The organism is Amycolatopsis sp. MJM2582 (genome assembly GCF_000754115.1).
Lineage (GTDB): Bacteria > Actinomycetota > Actinomycetes > Mycobacteriales > Pseudonocardiaceae > Amycolatopsis > Amycolatopsis japonica.
Genome location: NZ_JPLW01000005.1, coordinates 583,729 through 602,181 on the forward strand (window position 1 = coordinate 583,729; position 18,453 = coordinate 602,181).

General features: G+C 68.2%; 26 protein-coding genes. 12 read left to right on the plus strand and 14 right to left on the minus strand.

What is annotated here, in order from left to right; genetic code table 11:
- Positions 1–3: 3 nt before the first annotated feature.
- The 6 genes from ED92_RS30515 to ED92_RS30540 are packed head-to-tail and all read right to left on the minus strand — an operon-like array spanning position 4 to position 4,617.
- The gene (locus ED92_RS30515; RefSeq protein ID WP_037344277.1) at positions 4–1,794 is read right to left on the minus strand and encodes a thiamine pyrophosphate-requiring protein; all 1,791 of its coding nucleotides are present in this window, start codon (positions 1,792–1,794) and stop codon (positions 4–6) included.
- A gap of 29 nt (positions 1,795–1,823) precedes the next feature.
- Positions 1,824–2,327 (minus strand): hypothetical protein, encoded by a 504-nt coding sequence (locus ED92_RS30520; protein WP_037344279.1) that lies wholly within the window; start codon positions 2,325–2,327, stop codon positions 1,824–1,826.
- Positions 2,328–2,340: 13 nt separating this feature from the next.
- Positions 2,341–3,636, minus strand: a complete 1,296-nt coding sequence (locus tag ED92_RS30525; protein WP_037344280.1) for an NAD(P)/FAD-dependent oxidoreductase — start codon at positions 3,634–3,636, stop codon at positions 2,341–2,343.
- A 2-nt stretch (positions 3,637–3,638) separates the two neighbouring features.
- Positions 3,639–3,905 carry a DUF4235 domain-containing protein gene (locus ED92_RS30530; protein WP_007030245.1) on the minus strand — a complete coding sequence of 89 codons (267 nt, stop codon included), beginning with the start codon at positions 3,903–3,905 and terminating at the stop codon, positions 3,639–3,641.
- Entirely contained in the window at positions 3,902–4,207 is a 306-nt protein-coding gene (locus ED92_RS30535) for a DUF3618 domain-containing protein (protein WP_037344281.1), read from the minus strand. Before ED92_RS30535 ends, ED92_RS30530 begins: the two co-directional genes overlap by 4 nt.
- Complete coding sequence (locus tag ED92_RS30540) at positions 4,204–4,617, minus strand: phage holin family protein (protein WP_037344282.1); 414 nt, start codon at positions 4,615–4,617, stop codon at positions 4,204–4,206. Before ED92_RS30540 ends, ED92_RS30535 begins: the two co-directional genes overlap by 4 nt.
- A 136-nt stretch (positions 4,618–4,753) precedes the next feature.
- On the opposite strand from ED92_RS30540, the gene ED92_RS30545 reads away from it, so the two are divergent.
- From ED92_RS30545 to ED92_RS30555, 3 genes are all read left to right on the plus strand, one after another.
- Complete coding sequence (locus tag ED92_RS30545; RefSeq protein ID WP_037344283.1) at positions 4,754–5,215, plus strand: SRPBCC family protein; 462 nt, start codon at positions 4,754–4,756, stop codon at positions 5,213–5,215.
- 97 nt (positions 5,216–5,312) lie between these two features.
- The gene (locus ED92_RS30550; protein WP_037344284.1) at positions 5,313–5,777 is read left to right on the plus strand and encodes a hypothetical protein; all 465 of its coding nucleotides are present in this window, start codon (positions 5,313–5,315) and stop codon (positions 5,775–5,777) included.
- 28 nt (positions 5,778–5,805) lie between these two features.
- Entirely contained in the window at positions 5,806–6,135 is a 330-nt protein-coding gene (locus ED92_RS30555; protein WP_037344285.1) for a DUF3140 domain-containing protein, read from the plus strand.
- A 533-nt stretch (positions 6,136–6,668) separates the two neighbouring features.
- Here ED92_RS30555 and ED92_RS30560 read toward each other — a convergent pair.
- From ED92_RS30560 to ED92_RS30570, 3 genes are all read right to left on the minus strand, one after another.
- Positions 6,669–7,457, minus strand: coding sequence for a SigB/SigF/SigG family RNA polymerase sigma factor (locus ED92_RS30560; protein WP_037344286.1), 789 nt, complete (start codon positions 7,455–7,457; stop codon positions 6,669–6,671).
- Positions 7,454–7,906 carry an anti-sigma factor gene (locus tag ED92_RS30565; RefSeq protein WP_052120935.1) on the minus strand — a complete coding sequence of 151 codons (453 nt, stop codon included), beginning with the start codon at positions 7,904–7,906 and terminating at the stop codon, positions 7,454–7,456. Before ED92_RS30565 ends, ED92_RS30560 begins: the two co-directional genes overlap by 4 nt.
- A gap of 64 nt (positions 7,907–7,970) precedes the next feature.
- Positions 7,971–8,303, minus strand: coding sequence for a hypothetical protein (locus tag ED92_RS30570; protein WP_037344287.1), 333 nt, complete (start codon positions 8,301–8,303; stop codon positions 7,971–7,973).
- A gap of 111 nt (positions 8,304–8,414) precedes the next feature.
- Here ED92_RS30570 and ED92_RS30575 point away from each other — a divergent pair, with 111 nt between their 5' ends.
- Positions 8,415–9,377 carry a TIGR03557 family F420-dependent LLM class oxidoreductase gene (locus ED92_RS30575; RefSeq protein WP_037344604.1) on the plus strand — a complete coding sequence of 321 codons (963 nt, stop codon included), beginning with the start codon at positions 8,415–8,417 and terminating at the stop codon, positions 9,375–9,377.
- Positions 9,378–9,496: 119 nt separating this feature from the next.
- Positions 9,497–9,688 (plus strand): hypothetical protein, encoded by a 192-nt coding sequence (locus tag ED92_RS30580; RefSeq protein WP_037344288.1) that lies wholly within the window; start codon positions 9,497–9,499, stop codon positions 9,686–9,688.
- 1 nt (position 9,689) lies between these two features.
- On the opposite strand, the gene ED92_RS30585 is transcribed toward ED92_RS30580, so the two are convergent.
- A complete protein-coding gene (locus ED92_RS30585; RefSeq protein WP_037344605.1) occupies positions 9,690–10,310 on the minus strand; it encodes a UdgX family uracil-DNA binding protein in 621 nt (206 codons plus the stop codon).
- Between the two features lie 71 nt (positions 10,311–10,381).
- On the opposite strand from ED92_RS30585, the gene ED92_RS30590 reads away from it, so the two are divergent.
- Positions 10,382–11,695, plus strand: a complete 1,314-nt coding sequence (locus ED92_RS30590) for a cytochrome P450 (RefSeq protein ID WP_037344289.1) — start codon at positions 10,382–10,384, stop codon at positions 11,693–11,695.
- Here the strand turns inward: ED92_RS30590 and ED92_RS30595 are convergent.
- The 3 genes from ED92_RS30595 to ED92_RS30605 all read right to left on the minus strand — a co-directional run bounded on the left by ED92_RS30595 (position 11,692) and on the right by ED92_RS30605 (position 13,115).
- Entirely contained in the window at positions 11,692–11,904 is a 213-nt protein-coding gene (locus tag ED92_RS30595; RefSeq protein WP_016333493.1) for a helix-turn-helix transcriptional regulator, read from the minus strand. The two genes, ED92_RS30590 and ED92_RS30595, sit on opposite strands and share 4 nt — an antisense overlap.
- Positions 11,904–12,383 (minus strand): DUF2975 domain-containing protein, encoded by a 480-nt coding sequence (locus ED92_RS30600; protein ID WP_037344290.1) that lies wholly within the window; start codon positions 12,381–12,383, stop codon positions 11,904–11,906. The genes ED92_RS30595 and ED92_RS30600 overlap by 1 nt, the downstream gene beginning before the upstream one ends.
- A gap of 147 nt (positions 12,384–12,530) precedes the next feature.
- Positions 12,531–13,115 carry a GNAT family N-acetyltransferase gene (locus tag ED92_RS30605; protein ID WP_037344291.1) on the minus strand — a complete coding sequence of 195 codons (585 nt, stop codon included), beginning with the start codon at positions 13,113–13,115 and terminating at the stop codon, positions 12,531–12,533.
- A gap of 159 nt (positions 13,116–13,274) precedes the next feature.
- Between ED92_RS30605 and ED92_RS30610 the strand changes: the two genes are divergently transcribed.
- On the plus strand, positions 13,275–13,682 hold the full coding sequence (locus ED92_RS30610) for a VOC family protein (RefSeq protein WP_037344292.1): 408 nt from the start codon (positions 13,275–13,277) through the stop codon (positions 13,680–13,682).
- A 144-nt stretch (positions 13,683–13,826) separates the two neighbouring features.
- On the plus strand, positions 13,827–14,177 hold the full coding sequence (locus tag ED92_RS30615; RefSeq protein ID WP_235213397.1) for a hypothetical protein: 351 nt from the start codon (positions 13,827–13,829) through the stop codon (positions 14,175–14,177).
- Here the strand turns inward: ED92_RS30615 and ED92_RS30620 are convergent.
- Positions 14,174–14,722, minus strand: a complete 549-nt coding sequence (locus tag ED92_RS30620; protein ID WP_037344293.1) for a dihydrofolate reductase family protein — start codon at positions 14,720–14,722, stop codon at positions 14,174–14,176. The two genes, ED92_RS30615 and ED92_RS30620, sit on opposite strands and share 4 nt — an antisense overlap.
- Before the next feature lie 92 nt (positions 14,723–14,814).
- On the opposite strand from ED92_RS30620, the gene ED92_RS30625 reads away from it, so the two are divergent.
- The 4 genes from ED92_RS30625 to ED92_RS30640 all read left to right on the plus strand — a co-directional run bounded on the left by ED92_RS30625 (position 14,815) and on the right by ED92_RS30640 (position 18,452).
- A complete protein-coding gene (locus ED92_RS30625) occupies positions 14,815–15,318 on the plus strand; it encodes a helix-turn-helix domain-containing protein (protein ID WP_037344294.1) in 504 nt (167 codons plus the stop codon).
- A gap of 117 nt (positions 15,319–15,435) precedes the next feature.
- Positions 15,436–16,692 (plus strand): ATP-grasp domain-containing protein, encoded by a 1,257-nt coding sequence (locus ED92_RS30630; RefSeq protein WP_037344295.1) that lies wholly within the window; start codon positions 15,436–15,438, stop codon positions 16,690–16,692.
- Between the two features lie 59 nt (positions 16,693–16,751).
- Positions 16,752–18,065 carry a lysine N(6)-hydroxylase/L-ornithine N(5)-oxygenase family protein gene (locus tag ED92_RS30635; RefSeq protein WP_037344296.1) on the plus strand — a complete coding sequence of 438 codons (1,314 nt, stop codon included), beginning with the start codon at positions 16,752–16,754 and terminating at the stop codon, positions 18,063–18,065.
- Positions 18,066–18,086: 21 nt separating this feature from the next.
- Positions 18,087–18,452 (plus strand): cupin domain-containing protein, encoded by a 366-nt coding sequence (locus tag ED92_RS30640; RefSeq protein ID WP_037344297.1) that lies wholly within the window; start codon positions 18,087–18,089, stop codon positions 18,450–18,452.
- Position 18,453: the final 1 nt, after the last annotated feature.

Genomic DNA, 18,453 nt, shown 5'->3' on the forward strand with positions numbered 1-18,453 from the left:
ACCTCAGCGGCGCGAGGGCAGCAATTCCTGCATCTTCGTCTTGATGCCCTGCGTCAGCAGGTGCCAGGCATCGGGTTCGCCCTTGAGGACGGCTTCGGTCATCGACTTCACCTGCTCGAAGGTGGCGTGCGGCGGAATCGGCGGCACCTCGGGGTCGCAGCGGACGTCGAGCACGGTCGGCACGTCGGCCGACAGCGCGACGTCCCACGCCTCGCCGAGCCGGGCGGGATCGTCGACGGCGATCCCGCCCAGGCCGATCTCCAGCGCGAAGTCCGAATAGGACACTTCCGGCAAGGTCTGCGACGGCTCGAACTTCGGCGCGCCGCCCATGGCGCGCAGTTCCCAGGTGACCTGGTTGAGATCACCGTTGTGGAACACGCAGATGACGCACCGCGGATCCGTCCACAGTTCCCGGTACCGGGCGATGGTCAGCAGTTCCGCCATCCCGTTCATCTGCATCGCGCCGTCGCCGACCAGCGCGATCACCGGCCGGTCGGGATGGGCGAACTTCGCGCCGATCGCGTAGGGGACGCCGGAACCCATCGTCGCGAGGGTGCCGGAAAGCGTGCCCCGCATGCGGCCGCGCATCCGGAGGTTCCTGGCGTACCAGTTGGTGGCCGAACCGGAGTCGGCGGTGACGATGGCGTCCTCGGGGATCCGCTCGGACAGCTCGTGCACGATCCGCATCGGGTTGACCGGTTCCGCCTCCAGCATCGCCTGCCGGGTCAGCGTCTCCTGCCATTCGCCGACGTTCTTCTCGATCCGCTCGCGCCAGCCGCGCTCGGATTTCCCTTCCAGCAACGGGATCAGTTGCTGCAAGGTCCCTTTCGCGTCCCCGAGGAGATTGACCTCGGTCGGATAGCGCAGCCCGAGGAACCGGGGATCGATGTCGATCTGGACCGCCCGCGCCTGGCCGAATTCCGGTAGGAACTGCGCGTATGGCATGTTCGAGCCGACGATCAGGAGCGTGTCGCAGTCCCGCATCATCTCGTACGTCGGCCGCGTGCCGAGCAGCCCGATGGAGCCGGTGACGTACGGCAGGTCGTCGGGCAGGACATCCTTGCCCAGCAACGCTTTCGCCACTCCGGCACCGGTCAGCTCGGCCACCTCGCGCACCTCGGTGACGGCGTTGCGCGCGCCCTGCCCGACCAGGATCGCGACCTTCTCGCCCGCGTTCAGCACCTCGGCCGCGCGGGCGACCTCGTCCGACGGCGGGATGACGCTGGCCCGCGGGTGGTCGGGCGGGGAGGACGGCACGTGCTTGAACTCGTGCTGCGGCGGCTGATAGGTCTCCTCCTGCAGATCCGCCGGGATGATCAGCGCCGTGGGCGCGCGTTGGGCGATGGCCGTGCGGAGGGCGCGGTCGAGGGCGTTCGGCAGCTGTTCGGGGACGTTCACCTCGACGAGGTATTCGCTCGCGACGTCCTTGAACAGCGCCTGCAGGTCGACCTCCTGCTGGTAGCTGCCGCCCATCGCGCTGCGCGCGGTCTGCCCGACGATCGCCACCACCGGCACGTGGTCGAGTTTGGCGTCGTAGAGACCGTTGAGCAGGTGGATCGCCCCCGGGCCGGACGTCGCCATGCAGACACCGGGCCGTCCGCTCAGCTTCGCGTATCCGACGGCCGCGAACGCCGCCATCTCCTCGTGGCGCGTCTGCACGAACCGGGGCTTGTTCTCCGCCGCGCCGAACGCGGTCACCAACCCGTTGATGCCGTCGCCGGGATAGGCGAAGACCTGCTCCACGTCCCATTCGCGCAGCCTGGTCAGAACATGGTCCGCAACGGTTTCGCTCATGGGCGCCGGATACCGCCCCGCCCCGGCGGCTAAACGTCCTCGAGGATCTTGGTGACCCCCGCGACGACGTCGGGATGCCCGAGCGGCAGTGGCGGCGGGATCCGGTTGTACGGCTCGCCGGTGCTGTGGGGGAGCACGTCCACCGCGGTCCCGCCGGAGCGCACCCGTTCGGCCAGTTCGGAGGACTCGTCCGGTACCGGGTCGACCAGCAGGACATGGGACGCGGCGCCGGGATGGCGTTCGGCCAGCCGCAGCGCCTCCGCAGCCGAATCGCCGGCGGCCACCACGTCGATCGGCGGGCCGCCGGGTTCCGCGTCGCCGAGGACGTCTTCGGCCTGGCTGAGCGCGCCGTCGACGGGCAGCCTGCACCAGATGACCTGACGCTGGGCCGCGAGCGGCCGCCACGTGGCCGGGAGTTCACCGTGCTTCCCCTCGCCCGCGGGGTCGAGGACCAGCAGCTTGGCCGCTTCGTTGCCGCCTTCGGTGACCACGGAGGGGCCTTCGGCGCGGACGGGATCGGATTCGGCGGTCATGGGGGCGTCTCCTCTAGCAGTTCGTGCGGGGCAGTTCGGGGGAATCCGTGTCGAGCGGCACCGAACCCGAGCGTACGAGTCCTAATTGGACTGTCTGCCGTTTCGTCACCGCGTCCAGGGCCCAGTCGGTGGCGGTCCGCAGCCGGTTGCCGGGCATGGCCAGCAGGTGGTAGCCGCGGGTGACTGCCTTCGCGGCGAGCCCGGAAAGCGGGATGTGCAAGGGGTTCGCGGCCGCCTGGTGGGCGCCGAGGTCGACGACGAAGCCGAGGTCGTGGTGCCGGTACGTGCCATGCGACCCGTGTCCCAGTGACGCCGCCACGTTCTTGCCCGCGAGCTTGCCCTGCCGTTCGGCGTGCTGGGCCGTCATCGGCGTGTACTCGCCGGGCCTGGTCAGATCCGGTACGGCCGCCGCGTCCCCGCACGCGTAGACGTCGCGCCGCCCGGGAACGTTCAGCTGCGCCGTCACCACCAGCCTGCCCTTGGCGGTCTTCAGCCCCAGATCCTCGATGAGCGGATCCGGCCGGACACCGACGCACCACACCAGGGTGTGGGTCGGCACGGATTCCCCGGAGGTCAGGGTGACCCCGTTCTGCCCGGCGTCCTCGATCGAAGTCTTCATCAGCACCTCGACACCGCGTGCGCGCAACACCTCGTCCGCGGTGGTGCCGAGCCGCCGGTCGAGTTCCGGCAGGACCCGGTCGGCCAGATCCAGCAGCAGCCACCGGATCTTCTGATCCTTCAGTTCGGGGTGCCGGGCGGCGAGCGCGGCGGTGAACGCCGGCCCCTGCGCGGCGACCTCGGTCCCGGTGTACCCGGCGCCGACCACGACGAACGTGCAGCGCGCGTCGCGTTCGGCCGGATCCTTCGCGGAAGCGGCGAGCTCTATCTGCCGGGTGACGTGATCCCGCAGGTACAGGGCTTCGGGCAGGCCACGGAAACCGTGGGCGTATTCCGGCACGCCGGGGATCGGCAGCAGTTTGTTGACACTGCCCGCGGCGAGCACCAGGCGGTCGTAGCCGAGGTGGTGTTCGCGGTCTTCAGGATCGGTGTAGGCCACGGTGCGGCCGTCGAAGTCGACGGAGGTCGCCGTGCCGAGCACGAGGCGCACCCCGCGCAGCGTGCCCGGAATGGACACCGAGATCCGCCGCGGTTCCAGGATCCCGGCGGCGACTTCGGGGAGCAGGGGGAGATAGAGGAAGTAGTCGGTCGGGTTCAGCACCACGATCTCGGTGTCGTCGCCGACCGATTTGAGCAGGGTCTTCGCCGCGTTGTACCCGGCGAAGCCGCCTCCGATGATCACGACGCGCATCGTCAGTCCTCCGTGGGCCAGTCGCCGGTCGCCTTGCGGTAGCCGACCGCGCCCGCCCGCTCCGTGGCGGCCTTCACCGCACCGAAGATCGCGCCCTGCGCGGCGGCCGCGACGATCACCTGGGTCCAGGTGAAGTCCCGGTCGGTGGCGTTCGGCGCGTCCTCCTCGCCGCTCACGCGTTTCCAGATCTGTTTGAACGCGATCCCGGCGAGGACACCGCCCGCGGCGCTCACGACCATGTTCAGCGGTTTGTAGAGAACCTTGTTCACGACGAAGACCTCTTTCGCAGGATCAGCCGGATCGTGACGAGCAACGCGAGCACGCCGGCGAAGATCGGCAGGGGATTGGCACGGACGATTTCGGTGCCCTGGCGGAACTTGTCGGCCGCGGGCTCGGAAACCTTGTCGGAGATCTTCGCGCTGGCTTGATCGACCTTCGCGTCGAGGTTGTCGTTCACCCTCGCCTTGACGTCCAACTTCTTGCCCAGCGCGTCGAGGGTCTCGGTGAGTTCTTCGCGCGTCACGTCACGATCGGCGCGGGCTTCTTCGGCGTTCTTGGGGAAATCGCTCATGAGCGGACTCCTTGCTTGACGGTGTCGACATCGTCGCGGACACCCTCGATGGCTTCTTCCGGAACCGGCGGGCTCGCGCTCGTGACCTCCTTCTTGCCGACGAGCGCGGCGAGACCACCGATCAGCAGGAGCGCCGCGCCCGTCACCACGGCCGCCAGCCACGCGGGCATGACCAGGGCGAGGGCCAGCACCACGGCGGTGATCAGCGTCGCCAGGCCGAAGAGCGCGAAAATGCCCGCCGCGCCGAACAATCCGGCGCCCACGCCCATCTTCTTGCCCTTGCCCTGCAACTCGAACACGGCGAGCCGCATCTCGTCGCGGACCAGGTGTTTGACCTCGTCACTGAGATCGGAAACCAGTTCGCCGACCGACCTTTCCTCGGGCGGCTTCCGGTGGGTCTCTTCGATCATGGGGCACCTCCTCGGAGCGTTCTGCCCGCCGGGTACCCGGCCGCCCGGCGGGTCAATCACAGCGTGTTTCGCTCCACTGAGCGCCGGGTAGCCGGGGAGTGCCGGCTCGAAAAGCACCCAACGGACAGGAGGATGCATGAGCACGATCACCGAAATGGTGGACGTCGAAGTCCCGGTGAAGACCGCGTACAACCAGTGGACTCAGTTCGAGAGCTTCCCGCAGTTCATGGAAGGTGTCGAAGAGATCCGTCAGATCGACGCGACTCATACCCACTGGGTGACCAAATTCGGTGGGGTGAGCCGGGAATTCGACGCGACGATCACCGAGCAACATCCCGACGAACGTGTCGCGTGGACCTCGGACTCCGGTCCCGACCACGCGGGAGTCATCACCTTCCATCGCCTCGACGACAACAAGACCCGTGTCACGGCGCAGATGGAGATCGACCCGGAAGGCTTCGCCGAGAACGTCGCCGACAAACTCGGCGTGCTCGACCGCCGGATCAAGGGCGACATGAAGCGGTTCAAGGAATTCATCGAGAGCCGCGGCCGCGAATCCGGCGCGTGGCGCGGTGACGTGGACCGCCCCGGCAGCTGACCATCACCCGGGACCTCCCCCTGGAAGACGGCGTTTTCCAGGGGGAGGTCCCGGGTATCTCAGGGGGTGAGGTCCATTACGAAGGGAGCGTTCCGGCATGACTACCAACGCATACGTGGCCTTCCTCGTCATCGGGGTGGCGCTGGTCATGCTCGACGGTCTGATCATCTACCAGAGCGGTAAGCGCTACCTGCGGGGTTCCCACGGGGATCCCGCCGCCGGCGCGTCGATGACCTGGCTCGTGACGGTGTTGTTCCACCTCGCGACGTTGGGCGTCTTGGCGCTGCTGTCGACCATCGACATCGGGGGCAGCGACCTGCCCGGTGTGGTGGGCAGGCTCGGTGTCCTGCTGCTGGTACTGGCCATCGCCCACGCGATCACGCTCAGCGTGCTCTCGCGGATCCGTGGTGAGCAGGAGGCCGAAGCGGTCATCAACCGTCCCCGGCAGCGTGTCGAGCCCGAACAGCAGGGCACGACCGTGACGCCGGTGCCCGGGCAGGACGGCCGTTACCCGGCGGCGAGCCCGTCGATCGAACACCAGGCGCCGTACACGACGCCGTAGAAGTCCAGTGCTGGCAGGAGGTTTCGCCGTGCACGAGATCGATGACGAACTGTGGGAAGAATTCCATCGCGTGGTCAACATGACCTCGCGGGAACTGGCCGACTGGCTGCGCACGCGGTCGGCCGACGACGAGGACGAAGCACTGCCGGACCAGGCGGGGACGCCGACCGGCCGGCATGTGCTGGGCATCCTCGGCAAGCGCCGGACCGACCTCACCGCCGAGGACGAACGGGTGATGCGCTCGGTCGTCCGCCGGGTGGCGGACGAGCGGCGCGACGACCTGGAACCGGTCGCGGGCCAGGCGCACTGGCGGCACAAGCTGATGTCGGTGGGGCACGACCCGCTGAAACCCGCGTAGGTCTTTCACCGTGAAGGCCCCCCTTCACTGCGCTGGACGCAGTGAAGGGGGCCTTCAAAGTCGCATACGCGCTGGCCGGTACCACTCTCGGCGTACGGCGGATGACAGGAGGTTCACCCGGTTTCCGTCCATAAAGGACGCCATCAGGCGGATAAATGTCCTTTTGATTCTTATTTGCACGGTTTTTGAGTGGGTCGTGAGTGGCGATTGCCGTTAGAACGACCAAAAACACTCACGACCACCCCTGAAACGCCCAAACCGGGCATGGTCACCTTGGCGGTGTCCCCTGTGGACGGTCGAGCGATGTGTGGGGGGATCAGGGTGACGAGCTTCCCTTGGTCGCCGCCTTGACCAGCGCTTATGCGACTTTGCCCCTTCACTGCGCTGGACGCAGTGAAGGGGGCCTTCACGTGTGCTTGGAGCCGGAACATGCGTGATCAGAGCCGGATCACACGTGATTGGGGGCGGAACAGAGAGTTCCGCCCCCAATCACGCGAGTTCGGTCTCCAATCACGCGTGATCGTCGTTCGGTGCTACTCCGAGAGCTTCCCGCGCAACTGTTCCAGCGTCTGCGACAGGAGCCGGGAAACGTGCATCTGCGAGATGCCGATGCGTTCCGCGATCTGCGTCTGGGTGTAGCCACCGAAGAACCGCATGACGAGGATCGCGCGTTCGCGCTTCGGGAGTTCCCGCAGCAGCGGTTGCAGCGCCTCGTGGGTCTCCACCAACGCCATGTCGTGGTCCTCCTCGCCGATCGTGTCGGCGAGCGAGAGGGCCTCGGTCGCGTTGTCGTGGACCGGTTTGTCGACCGACAACGTCTGGTACGCCTGGCCGGCCAGCAGCCCTTCGCGGACGTCGTTGACTTCGAGCCCCAGGTATTCGGCGAGTTCGGTCGGCGTCGGCGCGCGGCCGAGCCGCTGCGACAGCGCCGCCGTGCCCTGGCTGAGCGAGACGTGGAGCTCCTTGAGCCGCCGCGGTACCCGGACCGACCAGCCGGTGTCCCGGAAGTGACGCCGGACCTCGCCCATCACCGTGGGCACGGCGAACGAGAGGAAGTCGTGCCCACGGCCGGGGTCGAACCGGTCGACCGCGTTGATCAGGCCGATCCGCGCCACCTGCACCAGGTCCTCGCGGGGTTCGCCCCGGCCGGAGAACCTGGTGGCGATGTGCTCGGCGAGCGGCAGGAGCTCGGTGACGAGCCGGGCACGCAGCTCTTGGCGGCGCGGAGAGTCCTCCGGCAGCGACGACAACTCCTCGAAGAGGGGCTCGCAGTGGGCGTAGTCGTCCGCCTGCCGGGTGAGTGTCTTGCGCTCCCCACTCACCCGTCGCTCGTTCCCGGGGTCAGGACGAGCTCGATCGTCGTCGTGCCCCCCAGTTCGCCGGGGATCGGTTCGCATCGGGCGGTCACCGACCCGGTCAAGGTCGTCAAGACGTGCCAGCCGAAGGTCGTCTCGCTCGGCAGATAGGGCTTGCTCGTCCGCGTCGAGATCGAGACGGCGATTCCTTCCGGTATCTCGTGGAAGACACAACAAAGAACGGCTCCCAGTTCCGCGGGCTGGACAAGTTGGGAACAGGCTTCGTCGACGGCCATCTTCGCGTCTGAAATGGCGTCCAAGCCGAAGTCCGCGCGCGCCACCACACCGTGGGTGAGCGTGCGGACGAGAGGGATCTGCTCCGCCTCGGCGGGGAGACGGAGTTCGACCCGGTCGGACAAACCGTTCGACTGGGCCCTGGTCTGCGGGGTCAGGCCGCCCCGCCCGTATGCGTCCATTACTGAATCCATCCGTCCATGGCCGTGGTATGACCGCGACGGGGATCCGCCGCGTGACGCGTGCTCAACGGCCCAGAGCTCGTTGAAGCTCCTTTTTGGACATCTTCGACCTACCCTCGACGTTGCGCTGCTTCGCCTCGTTGTAGAGCTGGTCCTTCGTCGGTCCGTTCGGGCCCAGCCGGTTGCCGGACCGCTTACCACCACGCCGCTGCGGTGACATGTCCTCCAGGGACGTCCGGCTGGCCTCGCGTGCCTCGCCCGCCTGCGCGCGGTTCTTGTTGACCGTCCGCGCGGCGATCTCCTCGGCCCGGTCGGTGCTCGCGCCCCGGTCCTTCGCCGATTCCTTGATGTGCTCGTACTGACGTTCTCGTTTGTCGCTCCAAGCCTGCTGCGGCATCGCGGCTCCTCTCCTTCTGCGGATCAGGTACCCCGTTCGATTCGCCGGATAAACGTCCGGTTGATCCAGGGGACGGGCGGGTACGCGGAGGTCGACGCGAAGGAGGTTTCGATGCGCATCGGCTACACACTCATGACCGAACAGGCCGGACCGAAGGACCTGGTGGGATACGCCGCCGGAGGTGAGAAGGCGGGGTTCGACTTCGAGGTGATGAGCGACCACTATTCGCCGTGGCTCGACGAGCAGGGGCATTCGCCGTACGCGTGGAGCGTGCTGGGAGCGGTCACCCAGAGCACCGAACGGGTCGAACTGATGACCTTCGTGACGTGCCCGACCATGCGCTATCACCCGGCGGTGGTGGCGCAGAAGGCGGCGACGGTCCAGGCGTTGTCGGACGGCCGGTTCACCCTCGGGCTCGGCGCGGGGGAGAACCTCAACGAGCACGTCGTCGGCCGCGGCTGGCCGCCGGCGAACGTCCGCCACGAGATGCTGGCTGAAGCGGTCCAGATCATCGGAGGGCTCTTCGACGGCGGCTACTTCAACTACAAGGGTGACCACTTCCGGGTGGACTCGGCGAAACTCTGGGACCTGCCGGAGCAGCGCGTGCCGATCGCGGTCGCGGTGTCCGGGTCGCAGTCGGTCACCCGGTTCGCGCCGATCGCCGACGCGATGATCGCGGTGGAGCCGGACGAATCACTGAGCCGCGAGTGGGACGCCACCAAACTCGGCCCGCCCACCAGGAAGATCGCGCAGCTGCCGGTGTCCTGGGGCGAGGATCGGGACGCCGCGATCCAGCGGGCGCACGAGCAGTTCCGCTGGTTCGGCGGTGGGTGGAAGGTCAACGCCGAACTGCCGGGGCCCGCGGGATTCGCCGGTGCCACGCAATTCGTCACGCCGGACGACGTCGCCGCGGCGATCCCGTGCGGTCCCGACGTGGACGCGATCGTGAAGCGGGTGGGCGAATTCGAGGCCGCCGGATTCACCGATGTGGCGTTGATCCAGATCGGTGGCGACCAGCAGGAAGGCTTCCTGCGGTTCGCCGAAGAGACGCTGCTCCCGGCGCTGCGGAGCTGATTCACACGGACGGAGCAGTCGCTCTGTGTCTCTGCGCACCCGAACGGGGACACCTGTGTTCAAACCCGCGAACGCGGGTACCAAGCAGTCACGTCATCCTTCAGCCAAGGGGGAAACCGATGCACAACGAACTCGGGCTTCATCCGGTGCCGGACCTGCTGCCGGAAGGCCAGGACACACCGGAGCAGGAGGCCATCCGTCGTAGGGCGGCCCTGGCCGTGGCTTCGCGGGCCAAGAGCCCCGAAGACTGCGCGACCTTGCTGGACATGCTCGGCCTGCACGACCGCGGCAGCAGCTCCGAAGTGGCTTGATTCAGCGGGCGCCGCGCGCCGCCACGAGATCCGCGACGAAGGCCTGATAGGCCTCGTCGCGATCCGGCGCGCGCAGGACCGCGGACGGATGAACCGTGGCGACCGCGGTGGTGGCGAATTCGGCGAGGTCGATCCGCTCGCCGCGGCTGCGCGTGATGCGGAAGTCGTCGCCCAGCAGCGCCTTCGCCGCCGTCGCGCCGAGGAAGATCAGCAGATCCGGGCGGACCGCCGCCAGTTCGGCGTGCAGCCACGGGCGGCAGGCCACGATCTCGGTCTTCGACGGCGTCTTGTGGATCCGCCGCTTGCCGCGTTCGTCGCGTTTGAACTTGAAGTGCTTGACCGCGTTGGTGACGTAGATCTTCCGGCGGTCGAAACCCGCTTCGTCGAGCGCCCGGTCGAGCAACCGCCCAGCGGGCCCCACGAACGGGGCGCCCTGCCGATCCTCCTGGTCCCCGGGTTGTTCGCCGACCACCATGATCTCCGCCGCGCGGGGACCTTCGCCGAAGACGGTCTGGGTGGCGTCGCGGTACAGGTCACAGCCGCGGCAGCCGGACGCCGCCGAACGCAGTTCGCCCAGGTCGGCGGTTTCGGGCGGATCCGCCCCGGGTGCCTTGGTCGCCATGGAGGCCGGATGCCCCGCCCGGCCGTGGGACAAACCGATTACGCGCGCGCCGTGCCGGGTAGCCCTTCGTCATGGCGACTACGACCGAACCAGCCATCGCTTCCGTTCAGGACACCGTGCGTGTCGCGCTGCGGGTCGTGCTGCCCACACTCGCCGGCGGAGTGATCAAACGGCGGCCACTGGGGCTCGCCGCGGCGCAGAAACTCCAGCTGGACCGTCCCGCCGTGCGGCTGTTGTGCCGGCTCCGGTCGCAGTACGGTCCGGGACCGTTGCGTCTGCGGGTGCCCGGCCGGACGATCGATCTGGCGCTGTCGGGGGACGACGTCGGTGACGTGCTCGCCGCCGCGCCCGTCCCGTTCAGCCCGTCGACCAAGGAGAAGCGGGCGGCACTGGGACATTTCCAACCCCACGGCGTCCTCATCTCCGACGCGGTGGAGCGGGCGCCGCGCCGCGAATTCAACGAGGAGGTCCTCGAACCGGGCAAGCCGTTGCACGACCTGGCCGCTCCCTTCGCCGCGGCGATCGGCGAGGAGGCGGCGTCGCTCTGGGACGGCGGCACGCTGGACTGGGACACCTTCAACGTGGCCTGGTGGCGGATCGTCCGCCGGGTCACGCTCGGCGAGTCCGCGGCGGGCGACGACGGTCTCACCGACATGCTCGCCCGGCTGCGGAAGGACGCGAACTGGGCGTACGCGCACCCGCGGCGCGACCGGCTCCACGATCAGTTCCGCACGCGGCTCATCGGCCATCTGGAACGGGCGGAGCCGGGGAGCCTCGCCGAGGCCATCGCGGCGGCGGGCCCGGCGGGCGAGCGGACGATGGAGGTCGTCGCCGACCAGGTCGCCCACTGGCTCTTCGCCTTCGACGCCGCCGGGATCGTCACCTTCCGCGCGCTCGCGCTGCTGGCCACCCATCCGGCCGCCCGTGAACGCGCCGACGAGGAGGTCGCGGACGCCGACCTGACCGTGCCCGGCCAGTTCCCGTACCTGCGCGTCTGCGCCCTCGAATCGGTCCGGCTGTGGCCGACCACTCCCGCGCTGCTGCGCGAGAGCACGGCCGAGACGGCGTGGGGCCCCGCGGGGACCACGGTGCTGATCTTCACCCCGTTCTTCCACCGCGATCCCGAATCGCTGCCCTACGCCGACCGGTTCGAACCCGGGATCTGGCTGGACGGCAGCGCGGCGGCGAATCCGGCGCTGGTCCCGTTCAGCGCCGGTCCCGCCATCTGCCCCGGCCGGGATCTGGTGTTGTTCTGCGCGAGCACGATGCTGGCGTGGCTGATCAAGGACCGGCGCTTCGAGCTGGCCTCCGGTGCCGTCCTCGGGCCGGAGCGGCCGTTGCCCGCGACGCTGGACAACTTCCACCTGAAGTTCTCGGCGGCTTAAGGCTCGTCTGGGACCCACTCGAGCAGGTCTCCGGGCTGGCATTCGAGCACCCGGCACATCGCTTCGAGGGTGCTGAACCGGACGGCCTTGGCGCGGCCGTTCTTCAGCACCGCGACGTTCGCCGGGGTGAGCCCGACGAGTTCGGCGAACTCGCCGACGCTCAGCTTGCGCTTGGCCAGTTCGACGTCGATGCGGACGACGATCGGCATCAGATCACCTGTTCGAGGTCGGAGCGCAGGGTGGTGGCCTGCCGCAGCAGGGTGCGCATCACGATCATGAGCAGCCCCAGCACGGCGACGCCGATCAACGCCAGGAACAACAGCAGCGGCAGGCCGGGGTCGTCGGCGTTGAAGCCGATGTAGAGGAACACGCCCGCCAGCACCACCCAGCCCGCGAGGATCGCCCAGACGATGACGTCCACCCATCTCAAGGACGCTTCGGTGAAGATGCGGTCCTTCTTGACCAGGGAGAGCAGTTGCCAGGTGGCGACGACCACGACCTGGACGCACAGCACCCAGAAGACGGAGACCGCCGTCGCGGGCCAGCGCAGGTACGCCATTTCCGGATCTTGCCGTGCCATATGCGCGAACTGACCCGGCAGGGACATGGTCTGGAAGAGGACCAGGATCCCGAAGAGCAGCACGAGGAACACCCGGAGGGGCGCGACCGCCCGTTGACCTGTGATCATGCATCGAGTTTCGCGCGTTATCTATCGAAAGTCAATCGGTAGCTATCGGGGAGCGGTCGACTGTGAGGGCGGAACTGTGGTGGGCTGAAGGCGTCCTTCGCCGCGTCTGATGCGGTGAAGGGCCTCCTTCGGCCGCGGAGGCGTCGCTCAAGAGCGCAGGTCCAGCCGCATGAGCCAGCGCGGCTTCCGGTCCGATCGCGCCCGGGTCTCCTCGACGAGTTCGAACCCCGCGGCCGCGAACAGGCCGATGGTCCCCACATGGGCCGCGGAAGAGTTGATCCGCCCTCCGCCGGGATCGACGGGATAGCCCTCGATGACCGGGGCGCCATGCGAGCGCGCGTAGGAGACGGCGCCGTCCAGCAGCGCGTGCGCCACGCCCTTCCGGCGATGGCCCGCCCGCACGACGAAACAGACGACCGTCCACGCCGGAACGTCGTCGATGGACGGCATCGTGCGGGAACGCGTCATCCGGTGCAGGTGCGCGCGCGGGCCGACGCCGCACCAGCCGACCGGGGTGGCGCCGTCGTAGGCGAGCACGCCGGGCGCCGGGTCCGCCGCGCACAGCGCGCGGACGTGTTCGGCGCGTTCGTCACCGCGCAACCGGCTGTAGTCCGCGGGTTTCGCGCGGTAGGCGAGACACCAGCAGGCGCGGTCGTTCCCGTTCGGATTGAGGATGGTCGCGACGTCGCCGAACCGGTCGGCCGTCGCGGGGTGGATCCGGAACGCGGGCATGTGCCGACATTAAAGCGGCATTCGGGAAATCGCTCACGAATTCGGTGAACGGCGGTGAATTTTCGTTGCGCGAAGGATTCACCCGGCCGTAGTCCAGCCGTTGTCGCGTCGGGAGGCGTCTGTCAGGATGCTCGTGACCCGACCAGAAGGAGCGTTCCAGTGGCTTCTCGTCTCAATCCCTACATCAGCTTCGCCGGCGACGCCCGGCAGGCCATGGAGTTCTACAAGTCGGTGTTCGGCGGAGAACTGACGCTGAATACGTTCGGTGAGTCCGGTATGGCGGGAACGCCGGCGGAGGATCAGATCATGCACAGCCAGCTCGATTCCCCGAGCGGCTACACGATCATGGCGTCGGACACGCCGCCGGGAATGGAGCACCGACCGGGCACCAACGTGTCGGTCAGCCTCAGTGGCGACGACGGTGAGGAATTGCGCGGATACTGGGAGAAACTCTCCGCCGAAGGTACCGTTTCGGTTCCCTTCGAAAAGCAGATGTGGGGCGACGAATTCGGTGCCTGCACCGACAAGTTCGGCATCTCGTGGATGGTGAACGTCATTCAATCCTAGGGTCTTCCGGCCCTGCCCGGTCCGTGCCTAAGCTCCCGACTTCCGGGGACTTGCGGCTCCGATCGCGCGAAACCCGTTATGTCACCGGTGAAACCGCCGTTCTCCTCGCGTGAGGATTCGGCGGTTCCATCGGGAGGCGAGAAGATGAACAGGATGGTCGCGGCACTGCTGGTATCGGCGGGTGCCGTCGCGGCATTGAGCGGGTGCGGGACGACGACGGCCGGGACGCCGGTCACCGTGGTGCGGGAGATCGTCCCGCCGCCGAACACCACGACCACCGCCGTCGTCGCGCCGCCCGCCACTTCGGTGGTCGTCGTAGAGCCGCCGGTGACGGTCACCCGGGCGCCTTCGCTCACGTCGTGCCAGCGCCTGTTCGCCGAAGGGTTCTCGTACACGTACGCGTACAACGCCTGGGTGAACGCGGGCCGCCCGCTGAGCTGGGACGCCGACCGCGACGGGTACCCGTGCGAGCAGTCGTACGGCAACCGGAACTAAGCCGGCCGGAACCGCACGTCGATCGCCGCACGCGGATCTTCCGTACCGAGCCCGTGCAGCCGGATCGGCGCGCCGCCGGGATTGTCGTACAGCCGGACGCCATCACCGAGCAGCACCGGCGCGATGTGCAGGTCGATCTCGTCGATCAACCCCAAGGCGAGCAACTGGCGGCCGATGTCCGGCGAGAACACTTCGAGGTTCTTCCCGTTCGCTGCGTCCAGGCCGATCTGGACGGCTTCGGCCACGCCGCAGTTCAGGAACGTGACCCCAGGGGTGGGCGTGGCGTCCTCGGGGTGATGGGTGAGGACGAACAGCGGGCCCTGCCAAGCGCCGCCGTAGATCCCGCCGGGATCGGGGTAGGCGTCCCAGCCGTCGCGGCCGCCGAGGACGGCGCCGGTGGTCGCGGCGTATTCGCCGACCAGCCCTGGCCGGAAGGTGGTGCCGGTCATCCAGTCCATGCCGTGGCCCGGGCCCGCGACGAAACCGTCGAGCGACATCGTGAAGTGCCAGAGCACCTTCCCATCCGCGGTCCGGGGTTCGAGCATCACGGCCTCCAACTGGTTGCGATCTGCAATCGGTTGCTTCACGATAAAGTGACCGATGGTGGTTTGCAACCACTTCTTCGGGAGGTGAAGGGATGGCGGAACCCGCCCGTTCGGGCTGTCCGATCAACGCCGCGGTCGAGGCGTTCGGCGACAGCTGGAGCCTGCTCGTGCTGCGGGACATCATGTTCGGCACCCGGCGCCATTTCCGGGAGCTGCTCGCCGGATCCGAAGAGGGGATCGCTTCCAACATCCTGTCCGACAGACTGAAGCGGCTGGTCAAAGCCGGCCTGCTGACCCGCGAGGACGCCGGCCCCGGCAAACGGGCCGCGTACAGCCTGACCGAGGCGTCGATCCAGCTGGTCCCCGTGTTCGCGCACGTCGGTTCCTGGGGGCTCCGGCATCGTCCGACGACCGAGCGCCTGAGGGTGCGGGCCGAACTGCTCGCCGAGGGCGGGCCGGAACTGTGGGCCGAGTTCATGGCGGAACTGCGGGTCGTCCACCTGGGAGCCCCGGCCAAGGAAGGTCCCAGCGTGCTGGACCGCCTCGCCGCCGCTTACGAAGCGGCCCTCCAAAAGCCGACTGGGCATTCCTCGTAGCAACCGCGCCCTCACCACGCATCCCGTTGATTGTTCTTCCCGAATCAAGGGTTCCGGTCAACCCGCCCCCGGGATGTAGTAGCCCGCGACGAAGTGACGGGCTGGTGGGGAGAGGGAATGAGCTCAGCGGAGGGTGTTGTCCTGGTGATCGGCTGCGGGATGCGGCCGTACCGGGAGTACCTGTTGGCGTCGGCCGGGCACCGGCATCCCTTGTGGTTGTTCAACGGGACCGAACCGACCTGGCAGGAGCGCTACATCACCGGCGCGACCGTGCTGGACACGCAGGACCAGGACGCCGTGCTGGCCGCGGCCCGCGCGCTCCACGCCACCACGCCGGTGCTCGGGGTGGTGTGCTGGGACGAGGCGCTGATCGTGGCGGCGGCGCATGTCGCGGACGAACTCGGCGTCCCGGGCGCGGGGGTCTCCGCGATCGAAGGCTGCCGTGACAAGTGGTTCAGCCGGCGGACGCTCACCGCGGCCGGTGTCGCGCAGCCCGATTTCGGGTTCGTCCACGACGACGACCAGGCGGTCCGCGTGGCGGAGCGGATCGGGTACCCGGTCGTCGTCAAACCGCGCGGCGGCGGGGCCAGTATCGGCGTCAGTCTCGCGGAAGACGCCGAGGCGGTGCGGAAGGCGTTCCGGACCGCGGAGGACGCCAGCTTCAACGGCTCTCCCGCCTACAAGGGCGGGGCGCTGGTCGAGGAGTACCTGACCGGCCCGGAGATCAGTGTGGACGGCGCCGTCGTGGACGGCGAGTACACGCCGATGTTCGTCGCGCGCAAGACGGTCGGGATGCATCCGTACTTCGAGGAGCTCGGCCATCTGGTCAGTTCCGCCGACGAACTGCTCGCCGACCCGGCCCTGCGCTCGACGCTGGCCCGCGCGCACGGCGCGATCGACTTCCGGTACGGCATCACCCACACCGAGCTCAAGCTCACCGAACGCGGGCCAGTGATCGTGGAGATCAACGGCAGGCTCGGCGGCGACCTGATCCCGTTGCTCGCCAAGTTCGCGACCGGGATCGACCCCGGCGCGGCCGCGGTCGACGTCGCGCTCGGCATGCGCCCCCACATCCCGCACGAGGCCGAGCCCCGGTGGGTAGGCGTCCGGTTCGGCTACCCGAAACAGGACTGTGTCGTCGAGTCCGTGTCCGTGCCGGATTCCTTGCGGAACAACGGGATCCTCGCTTCGGACAGCCTCGTCGAGCCGGGTTCGCGCCTGCGGCTGCCGCCGGCGGAGTTCATCTCGCGTCACGCGTACGTGATCTGCGCGGGCATCGATCCCGACGACTGCGAAGCGGTGCTGGACAAGGCCATGGCCCAGGTCCGGCTGACCGCGCACCCCCTGCTGCCCTCGGTGGCCGCCGGTGGCTGACCGCGCACCGGAACCACAGAACACCTTCCCAGCACTCACAAAGATGGCGGAGCGAACAAATGGCGAACCGTGATGTCGAGCTGCTCGCAGTCGGAGCAGGACCGTCGAACCTGGCCTTGGCCGTGGCGCTGGAAGAGCTCGCGCCCGGACTGGCCCGCGAATCGGTCCTGCTCGAACGCGACGAAGAGGTCTCCTGGCAGCGGGGGATGCTCCTGCCCGAGGCCCTCTCGCAGGTCTCGTTCCTCAAGGACCTGGTGACCCTGCGCAATCCGCGCAGCCGCTTCTCGTTCCTCAACTACCTGCACGCCACCAATCGGCTCAACGAGTTCGTCAACATGGGCAGCTTCGTCCCGTACCGGGTGGAACTCGCCGACTATCTCAAGTGGACGGCCGACTCGCTTTCCCTGGTGGATCTGCAGCGCGGCCGCGAGTGCCTCGAAATCACTCCCGTGTGGACGGACGGCACGCTCACCGGCTGGGACACCCACGTCGCCGACGGCGAGACCATCCGCAGCCGGTACCTGGTGGTCGGCGCCGGCCGCGACGCGCGAATCCCCGACCGGCTCCGGACGGTGAACCAGGACCGCGTCATCCACAGCACGCAGTACCTGCCGAGGATCGCCAAGCTGCGCAAGGACCTCCCGTACCGCGTCGCGGTGATCGGCGCCGGGCAGAGCGCGGCGGAACTGTTCAGCGCGGTGCAGAAGGACCTGCCCGAATGCAAGCCGACCATGGTGATGCGGTCGATCGGCCTGAACTACTACGAGAGCAGCAAGTTCAACAACGAGCTGTTCTTCCCGTCCCATGTGGACAAGTTCTTCGATGCGCGGCCCGAAGCGCGCGAGCAGATGCTCAAGGAGATGCACCACACGAACTACTCCGGGCTCGCCCCGGGCACGATGGACGCGCTCTACCGCTCGATCTACCTGGACCGCCTCTCCGGCCGTTCGCGGCTGACGATGATCACGATGAGCGACATCACCGACGCCCGCGACGAGGGCGACGAGATCGTGCTGGAACTGACGGACCGGCGTACCGGCGAGGTCCAGGAACTGCGGACCGATCTCGTGCTGCTCGGCACCGGCTTCTCCCCGGAGATGCCGAGGATGGTGCAGGAGATCGCGAAGTCGATCGGGCTGTCGGAGATCAAGGTGACCCGCGACTACCGGCTGGAGATCGAGCAGCCCGCCACCGCGGCCGTCTACCTCCAGGGCGTCAACGAGGCGACACACGGGATCGCGGACTCGCTGCTGAGCGTCCTCGCCCCGCGCGCCAACGACATCCTGCAGGACATCCTCGCCCATCGCGGTGAGAACCCCTCGGTGCCGCCGCAGCCGACGTCGGAAACCGCCCCCATCGTCGCCACCCGCTGACCCACGAAGGAAGAGGAAGTCATGGAGATCCGTCCGCTCGAGCGGGAAAAGATGGTCTTCGAGAACGGTGCCTACGGCCAGCGGCTGCTGCCGTGGGCGGCGCTGAACGCGCCGTTCGAAGGCGCCTGGGTCACGGTGCCCGCGCACGGCGCGACGGGTGCGCATTCCCACCACGAGTACGAGATCTTCATCGCCGTCAGCGGCGAGGCGGTCGTCGAGTCCGGGGGAGAGCGCCGCGCCTTCCGTCCCGGCGACATCGAGTTCCACAAGCCCGGCACCGAGCACCGCATCCTCAACGACGGTGCCGAGGACTTCGAGATGTACGCGATCTGGTGGGACTCCGACATGACGGTGAAGTTCGCCGCCCGGCACGAGGCGGAGGCGTGAG